Below are 9,489 nucleotides of genomic sequence, written 5' to 3'. Positions count from 1 at the left end.
CACCAACGCACCCAAACCACCCGTCCCACCCGTCACCAACACCCACCCCGAACCCCACACCGGCAATGACGTGCCGGAGGCGTGTGATGTGTCGGTCTCGGCGAGGCGCGGTACCCGCAACTCGCCCTCGTGTACGGCTACTTCGGGTTCGCCCGAGAGGATCGCCGCAGGCAGGACGTCGAGTGAGGCGTCCCGGCCGTCCACATCGGCGAGGACGAAACGGCCCGGGTTCTCGGCCTGGGCCGCGCGCAGCAGGCCCTGGACCGGTGCCTGGGCCAGCGTGGGTCCCTGCGTGACCACCGCCAGGCGGGACGCGGCGAACCGCTCGTCGGCCAGCCACTCCTGGATGACGTCCAGTGCCCGGTGCGTCAGCGCGTGGACGGCCGCCGGGATGTCCCCGGTGCTTGTGGGCAACGCCCAGAGCACCACGTCGGGGATCTCCGCCGCGCCCAGTGCGGTCAGGTCCGTGTACGCGGGCACGTCGGCCGGCAGCCCGGCCCGGTCGGTGCCCAGTACCGCCCAGCGGGCGGTGGCCGACCGGTCCACCGGGCGCGGGGTCCACTCCGTCCGCAGCAGTACGTCGCCTCGCCCGCCCGCGTTGCCGGTGCGGTCGGACGACATCGGCCGGGATGCCAGCGACTCGACGGTGAGTACCGGATGTCCGCTCTCGTCGGTCACGGTCATGCTCGTCGGCCCGTCGCCCCGACCCAGCCTGGTGTGGACTCGGATCGCGGACGCGCCGGAGGCATGCAGTGTCACGCCGGTCCACTCGAAGGGCAGCAGTGTCCTGCCTCCCCGCCGCTCCGTGTCGAGCAGTTCGGCATGCATACCGGCGTCGAGCAGGGCCGGGTGGAGACCGAACAGTGCGGCATCGGCCTGGGCCTCTTCGGGCAGGACGGCCTCGGTGTACAGGTCGTCCCCGCGCCGCCACGCCGCCCGTAGCCCCTGGAAGACGGGTCCGTAGGCGTAGTCCTCCTCCCGGAGGCGTTCGTACGCCCCGGCCAGATCCACCGGGGTGGCGTCCGCGGGCGGCCATGTGCTGAGGTCGGGCGCCGAGGACGGGGACGAGGCCGGGGCCGGGGAGCCCGTGCCGACCGTCCCGTCGGCGTGCCGCGTCCAGTCCTCCCCGGGCGGGGCGTCCTCGCGCCGGGAGTGGACGCTCACCCGGCGGTCGCCGGACGCGTCGGCCGCGCCGACCACGACCCGCACCGCGACACCGCAGTGCTCCGGCAGCACCAGGGGTGCTCCGAGGGTCAGCTCCCGCAGGACATCGCAGCCGGCCTCGTCGCCGGCCCGGATCGCCAGTTCCACGAACGCGCTGCCTGGCAGCAGTACCGTGCCCAGCACTTCGTGATCGGCCAGCCACGGCCGGGTGGCCGTCGACAGCCTGCCCGTCAGCACCACGCCGCCGGAGTCCGGTGTCGTCACCACGGCGCCGAGGAGGGGGTGGTCCGCGGGGTCGAGCCCGACGGAGGAGACATCGGAGTCCTGGGCGGTGGAGTCGAGCCAGTACGTCTCGTGCCGGAACGCGTAGGTGGGCAGTTCGACCGGTCGCGTGTCCCGGTCCGCGAACACGGCCCGCCAGTCGACGGACATGCCCACCGCGTGCAGCTGGCCGACGGCGAGGAGGAGCGCGTCAGGCTCCGGGCGGTCCTTTCGCTGCGTGGCCAACAGAACTCCGGAGCCGGAGTCTGTCTCTACGCAGTGCCGTGCCATGGCGGTCAGGACGCCGTCGGGTCCCAGCTCTACGAACCGGGTGACACCTTCCGACGCCAAGTGCCGTATCCCATCGGCGAACCTGACCGCCTCACGGACGTGCCGCACCCAGTAGTCGGCCGAGCCCAGGCCTTCCGCCGGGCCGCCCGTCACGTTCGAGACGACCGGGACGGCGGGGGTGCTGTAGGTGACGGTCTCGGCGACTTCACGGAAGGCGGCCAGCATCGGATCCATGAGCGGGGAGTGGAACGCGTGCGAGACCCGCAGCCGGTTCGTCTTCCGACCCAGTGCGGCGAAGTGGGCCTCGACCGCGCCGACTTGGGCCTCCGCACCCGACACCACGATCGACGTCGGGCCGTTGACCGCCGCGATCGCCACCTCCGCGTCGTCCAGCAGCGGGGCGACCTCGTCCTCGGTGGCCTGGATCGCGGCCATCGCCCCACCCGAGGGCAGTGCCTGCATCAACCGGCCCCGCGCGGCGACCAACCGCGCACCATCCTCCAGCGAGAACACCCCGGCGACATGCGCCGCAGCCAACTCACCGATCGAATGACCCGCCATGAAGTCAGGCCGTACACCCCACGAATCGAGCAGCCGGAACAGCGCCACCTCGATAGCGAACAAGGCCGCCTGCGTGAACGCCGTCTGTCCCAGCAGCTCCGGCTCGGACCACATCACCTCGCGTATCGGCCGGTCGAGATGGCTGTCCAGAGCGGCACACACCTCGTCCAGCGCCGACGCGAACACCGGAAAGGCCTCGTACAACTCCCGTCCCATACCCGCCCGTTGCGCACCCTGCCCCGAGAACAGGAACGCGGTCCGGCCGGCGCCCGCGACGTCGTGGACGACGCCACCGCCGGAGGTACCGTCGGCCAACGTACGCAGGCCTGCCATCAGGTCGTCCCGGTTGCGGCCCACCACCACCGCGCGGTGTTCGAAGAGCGCGCGCGACGTCGCCAGCGAGAACCCGACATCGGCGGGGCGCAGCAGCGGACGGTCCGTCACGAAATCCAGCAGCCGGGCGGCCTGAGCGGGCAGCCCGTCCCGACTCCGCGCGGACAACACCCAGGGCACCGTGCCCGACACGGACGGCCGGTCGCCCCTGTCGCCCCTGTCATCCCGGTCATCCCGCGGATCCGCCGGGCCCTGCTCGACGATGACGTGGGCGTTGGTCCCGCTGATCCCGAACGAGGAGATCCCCGCCCGCCGCGGACGGCCTTCGGTCAGCGGCCATTCCCGGGCCTCGGTCAGCAGCTCCACCCGGCCCGCCGACCAGTCCACCTGCGAGGACGGCGCATCCACGTGCAACGTACGCGGCAGCACCCCATGGCGCATCGCCTGCACCATCTTGATCACCCCGGCCACACCCGCCGCCGCCTGCGCATGCCCCATGTTCGACTTGATGGACCCCAGCCACAGCGGCGGGCTGTCCACCGGACGGTCCTGCCCGTACGTCGCCAGCAACGCCTGCGCCTCGATCGGATCGCCCAGCGTCGTGCCCGTACCGTGCGCCTCCACCGCGTCCACATCGCCGGTACCGAGACCGGCACCGGCCAACGCCTGCCGGATCACCCGCTGCTGCGACGGACCGTTCGGCGCGGTCAGACCGTTGGAGGCGCCGTCCTGGTTCACCGCCGAGCCGCGCACCACCGCCAGTACCGGATGACCGTTGCGCCGCGCGTCCGACAACCTCTCCAGGAGGAGCATTCCGGCGCCCTCGCCCCAGCCCGTACCGTCGGCGGCGGCCGAGAACGCCTTGACGCGGCCGTCCGGGGCGAGCCCGCGCTGTTCGCTGAAGTCGACGAACGTCTCCGGGGTCGCCATCACCGTCACACCGCCGGCCAGTGCCAGCGAGCACTCCTGCGACCTGAGCGACCGCATCGCCAGGTGCAGCGCCACCAGCGAGGACGAACAGGCGGTGTCGACGGTGACCGCGGGGCCCTCAAGACCCAGCGTGTAGGCGACCCGGCCCGAGACGATGCTTCCGTTGCTGGAGCTGGTGCCGTAGTCGTGGTACATCACGCCGGCGAACACGCCCGTTCGGCCGCCGCGCAGTGAGCCGGGGTCGATGCCGGCGCGCTCCAGGGCCTCCCACGACGTCTCCAGCAGCAACCTCTGCTGGGGGTCCATGGCGAGGGCCTCACGCGGCGAGATCCCGAAGAAGGCGGCGTCGAACCCGGCCGCGTCGAGCAGGAATCCGCCCTCGCGCACATAGCTCCTGCCGGGCGTGCCGGGCTCGGGGTCGTAGAGGCGCCCGGTGTCCCAGCCGCGGTCGGCGGGGAAGCCCGACACGGCGTCCGTGCCCTCGGCGACGAGCCGCCACAGGTCGTCGGGGGACGTGACGCCGCCTGGGTAGCGGCAGGCCATGCCAACGATCGCCACCGGTTCGGTGGCGGCGGCCTCCAGCCGTCCGTTGCTCTGCCGGAGCCGTTCGTTCTCCAGCAGCGAGTCGCGGAGCGCCTCGATGATCTCCTCGGCGGACGCGTCCACCTTCAGCCTCCGAACTCGTTGAGGAAGTCGGCCATCACCCGTGTGAAGTGTTCTGGCTCTTCCAGGTGGGGCAGGTGGCTCGACTCCTCGAAGACCTCCCACCGGACGTCGGGGATCAGTTCGGCGAACGGCCGCACGGTCGCGGGTGTCGCCTCGTCGTGCCGGCCCGAGATCAGGAGGGTCGGCACCTCGATGTCGGCGACACAGTCCTCCACCGACCAGTCCCGCAGCGTCCCGGTCACATGGAACTCGCTCGGGCCGTTCATGGTGCGGTAGACGGTGGAGTCGTTCTGGATCTCCATGAGCGTCGCCACGAAGTCGCGCGGCCACGGCCGGAGCCGGCACACGTGCCTGTTGTAGAAGACCGTCATGGCCTGGAGGTACTGCTCGCTGTCGGTGTCTCCCGCGGCCTCGTGGCGGGCCAGTGTCTCGTCGACCCCGGGCGGCAGCAGTCCCCGCAGGACTTTCATTTCCTGGCGCCACAGGACATAGGAGGCGGGGGAATTGGCGATGACCAGAGCCCGTAGGCCCGGTGGTTTCGCCGAGGCGTGTTTCGCGGAGAGCGTGCCGCCCCAGGACTGGCCGAACAATACGTAGTCGTCGGCGATTCCGAGCCTGTTCAGCAGGTTGTCGAGTTCGTCGAGGAACAGCTCCACGGTCCAGAATTCAGGGCCCCGTCCGGGCAGGTGGGTGGAGCCGCCGTTGCCGATCTGGTCGTAGTGCACGACCGGCCGTCCCAGCTCGGCGAGCGAGGCGAGAGAGCGCAGGTAGTCGTGGGTGCTGCCCGGTCCGCCGTGGACGACCACGAGGGGCGGCCCGCCGGCGCGCAGGTCACCGGTGACGCGATACCAGGTCTCGTACGCGCCGAATGGCACGCTTCCCTTGGCATGGGGAGCCAACGACACCTCAATCACCCCGTTCGACTCGTCTCTCGACGCACGCCGTCAATTGCTCGCCACGGCCGTTTCGCGGGCCGCGGCGGTCATTACGACACTAGTTACGGAACAGCTCCGGGAACTCCCCTGAGGTGGCCCGGCCACCCCCTATATCCGGGGGCGGAACCGGGGTCGCCCGCGGGGCGCAGGGGTGGAGAGGGGGTTCACTTCATCGAGGCGATCCACTCGTCGACGATCCGTGCGGTGGTTTCCGCGTCCTCCTGTACGAGGGAGAAGTGGTTCCCGGGAGCCGACCTGAGGATCTGGGTGTCGTTCCAGGGCGCGGCCAGCCACCGGTCACCATCTGATTCGCCGGCAGGTTCCTCACCGGGGCCGGTGATGAACGACTCGGCGGCCTGGACGAACAGGACGGGCGCGCGGAGTTCGCCGGGGGTGAAGTCGAGCAGGAGGTTGGCGTACAGGCCCATCGCGGAGAGCCGGGCGCTGCCGAAGCGGCCGAACGTCGGCTCCATCTCCAGCAGGTTCAGGGCAAGGGACTCCTGTCCGACGGTCATGGCCTCGTCGCGGACCTGGAAGCTGTCCAGCAGGACGATCCCCTCCGGGCCGGCGCCCGCCGCCTCCAGGCGGCTGGCGACCGCGTGCGCGACCAGGCCGCCGGAGGAGTAGCCGAGCAGGACGTACGGCTCCCCTTCCGCGGCCCGTGCCACGCTGTCGGCGATCACCTCGGTGACGGCGTCGAGCGAGTCGGGAAGGCTCTCCCCCGCTGCGAAGCCGGGCAGCGGCAGCGCCGTGACATGCCGTGTGCCGTGCAGATGCGAGACGAGCCGGGCGTGCTGATGGACACCGCCGACCGCCATGGGCGTGGAGACGCAGATCAGGCGTGGCCGTGTGGGCCCGTCCGCGAGGACCACCGGCCGGGGCTGGCTCGGCAGGTCGGCGCCGCCGGTGAACCTCGAACGGATGTCGGCGACCGCGCCGAGGAGGACGAACCCCTGGGTGACGTTCCCCGCCCGTACGGCCGCGCGGAACAGGTCGCTGAGGGTGTCGCCGTCGGTGTCCGCGGTGGGCTCGCCGTCCGTACCCGTGCCCGTACCCGGGCTCTCGAGGTCGGCCGCCAGCCGCAGTTGGACATGGCGGGCCAGCTCGGCGGGGTTCTTGGAGTCGAACACGGCCATCGCGGGCAGGCGCAGTCCGGTCGCGGCGTTGAGTCCGTTGCGCAGTTCCATCGCCGCGAGGGAGTCGAAGCCCGCCTCCAGGAAGTCCCGGTCGGGGTCGACGGCCTCGGGGCCGCTGTGGCCGAGGACCCCGGCGGCGCAGGTCAGTACCAGCGTCCGCAGTTCCCTGGCCCGCTCGTCCTCGGAGAGGCCGGCGAGTCGTGCGCGGAGCGCGCCCGAGTCCGCCCGGCCCGCCGTGGCGGTGCGCCGGGAGCGCGGTACGAGGTCCCGCAACAGCGGCGGCAGGTCGTCACCGGCGGTGGCCAGAGCCCTGAGGTTCAGCCGGATCGGGACGAGCGCCGCCGCGTCGAGACGGCCGGCGGTGTCGAGGAGCCCGAGTCCCTGTTCGGCGGAGAGTGCTTCGACGCCCGAGCGGCCGACGCGTTGCAGGTCGCTGTCGTCGAGCCGGCCCGCCATGCCGCTGTCGCTCGCGCCCCACAGCCCCCAGGCCAGGGACTGGGCGGGCAGGCCGTGGGCTCGGCGGTGTGCGGCCAGGGCGTCCAGGAACGCGTTCGCCGCAGCGTAGTTGCCCTGTCCCGGAGTGCCGAGCACGCCGGCCGCCGAGGAGAACATGACGAACGCCGACAGCTCCATGTGCCGGGTCAGTTCGTGCAGGTACCAGGCGGCGTCGGCCTTCGGGCGGAAGACGGTGTCCACGTGCTCGGGGGTGAGAGAGGAGATCGTTCCGTCGTCCAGCACCCCTGCCGCGTGCACGACGGCGCTCAGGTTCCGGCCGGTGAGGAGTTCCGCGAGGGCGTCCCGGTCGCCCACGTCGCAGGCCGCCACCTCCACCCGGGCTCCGAGTCCGGTCAGTTCCTCGCAGAGTTCGGCCGCGCCGGGTGTCGCCGCTCCGCGCCTGCCCACCAGGAGCAGGTTCCGTACGCCGCGTCCGGCGACCAGGTGCCGGGTCACGACCACGCCGAGCGCCCCGAGCGCACCGGTCACCAGCACGGGGCCCTCGCCCGCGAACTCCGCGGATTCCGCAGACTCCTCGGGCTCCCCGAAGGGCGCGGGTTCGGCGGACTCCCCGGCCCGCCCGGCCTCTCCGTCCTCCCCGGACCCCCCGGCGGGGGCGGGTTCGGACGGCACCCTCGCCAGGCGGGCCGCCCGCAGCACGCCGTCGCGCAGGGCGACCTGCGGCTCGTCCGACGACGACGCCGCCAGGGCCGGAAGCACGCTCGTGACGGCGGCGGGATCGTCCAGGTCGGCGAGGACGATCCGCCCGGGGTCCTCCGACTGCGCGGAGCGCACCAGTCCCCATACCGCCGAGCCCGCGAGGTCGGTGACGTCCTCGCCGTCCACGGACACCGCGCCCGAGGTGGCGACGACGAGACGGGCGCCCGCGAACCGGTCGTCGGCGAGCCACGCCCGAACGACGTCGAGCACCTGGTGCACGGCCTTCCGTGCCGGTTCGGCGCCGGCCGATCCGGTCACGGGCAGCACCACCATTTCGGGTACGGGGGTTTCGGCCCGCAGGTCGCCCCAGGCGATCCAGTCCGGGGTCCGCCCCGCACGCGCGGCCGGGAGCGGTGTCCACTCCAGGCGGAACAGCGACTCGTGGAACGGTGATCCGGCCGCGGCGGACAGCTGGGCAGGGGACATCTCCCGCAGGGCCAGCGACTCGACCGCCACGATCGGGTTCCCGGCCGTGTCCGCGGCCTGGATCGACACCACGCCGGTGCCGGTCGGCGTCACCCGGACCCGCAACGCCGTGGCACCGGAGGCGAACAACTCCACACCCGACCACGCGAACGGCAGCACCACCCCCTCGCCACCGACCGCGCCAGTCAAGGCGACGGCGTGCAGCCCCGCGTCCAACAGCGCCGGATGCAACCCGAACCCGTCCCCCTCCACCTGCTCAGGAAGCGCGACCTCCGCGAACACCACCTCACCACGCCGCCACGCCGCACCCAACCCCCGGAACACCGGCCCGTACTCCAGACCGAGGTCGCCCAGTGCGTCGTACAGTCCGGTGACGTCGATCTCGGTGGCGCCGGGCGGGGGCCACTGTTCGAGCCCGTGGTCCGTGGCCGAGTCGGTCGGACCAGCCGGACCAGCCGGGGCCAGCGTGCCGAGTGCGTGCCGGATCCAGGGCCCGTCCGCGTCCGCGCGGGTGTGGATCGTCACGGGCCGTCCGCCGTCCGGGCCTTCGGGGGCGCCGACCACCACCTGTACGGAGACACCGCCTTCGGCGGGGAGCACCAGCGGCGCCTCCAGTGCCAGTTCCTCGACCCGGCCGCAGCCGACCTGGTCACCGGCCCGTACGGCGAGTTCCACGAAGCCCGTGCCGGGGAACAGCGTCACGCCGGACACGGCGTGGTCGCCGAGCCACGGCTGGGTGCCCACCGCCAGCCGGCCGGTGAGCGTCACGCCGTCCGTCCCGGGGGCCACGGACGGGACGACCGCACCGAGCAGCGGGTGACCGGGGGCGTCCAGACCCAGGGAGGTCGCATCGCCCGCGCCCGCGCTCTGGTCCGTCCAGTAGCGGCGGCGCTGGAAGGCGTAGGTGGGCAGGTCGGTCCGCCGGGCCCCGGTCCCGTCGAAGGCGGCCTTCCAGTCGACGTCCACACCGCCGGTGAACACCTCGGCGAGCGAGGTCAGGAGCCGTTCCGCACCGCCCTCGCCGCGGCGCAGCGTGCCGGCCGTCACCCCGGCCACGCCCGCCGACTCCATGGTCTCCCCCAGGCCGACCAGCAGACCGGGATGCGGACTCGACTCCACGAACGCGGTGAAGCCGTCGTCCAGCAGAGCGCGCGACGCCTGTTCGAAGCGGACGGTCTGGCGCAGGTTGGCGTACCAGTACGCGGCGTCGAGGGTGGCGGTGTCGAGCGGCGCACCGGTCACCGTCGAGTAGAACGCCACCCGTGACGGGCGGGGCGACAGACCGTCCAGCTCGGCGAGGATCCGGTCGCGCAGCCCCTCGACGAACATCGAGTGGGAGGCGTAGTCGACGGGGATCAGCCGTACCCGGACGCCCTGCTCCTCCAGCGTCGCCCGGAGCTCCGCCAGCGCGTCCACCTCACCGGACACGACGACGGAGGTGGGGCCGTTCACCACCGCCAGTTCGACCCGTCCGTCCCACCCGGCGAGCGCCTCGGCGGCCCGTTCCGGGGACAGGGCCACCGAGAGCATGCCGCCCTGGCCCGCGAGGTCCTCCGCGATGATGCGGCTGC

The 9,489-nt window shown here is 72.5% G+C and carries 2 protein-coding genes and 1 pseudogene; all 3 read right to left on the bottom strand.

The window, feature by feature from the left end; translation table 11 throughout:
• Positions 1-4,200 (bottom strand): annotated as a pseudogene (locus tag IE278_RS41360) (type I polyketide synthase); the annotation flags it as partial.
• 8 nt (positions 4,201-4,208) lie between these two features.
• Complete coding sequence (locus IE278_RS41355; RefSeq protein ID WP_189780184.1) at positions 4,209-5,111, bottom strand: proline iminopeptidase-family hydrolase; 903 nt, start codon at positions 5,109-5,111, stop codon at positions 4,209-4,211.
• A gap of 194 nt (positions 5,112-5,305) precedes the next feature.
• A partial coding sequence (locus tag IE278_RS41350; RefSeq protein ID WP_189780183.1) for an SDR family NAD(P)-dependent oxidoreductase occupies positions 5,306-9,489 on the bottom strand: 4,184 nt, incomplete at its 5' end.

The organism is Streptomyces tauricus (genome assembly GCF_014650955.1).
Classification (GTDB): domain Bacteria; phylum Actinomycetota; class Actinomycetes; order Streptomycetales; family Streptomycetaceae; genus Streptomyces; species Streptomyces tauricus.
The sequence above is the reverse complement of the archived record's forward strand: the minus strand, read 5'-3'. Positions and strand labels throughout refer to the sequence as shown.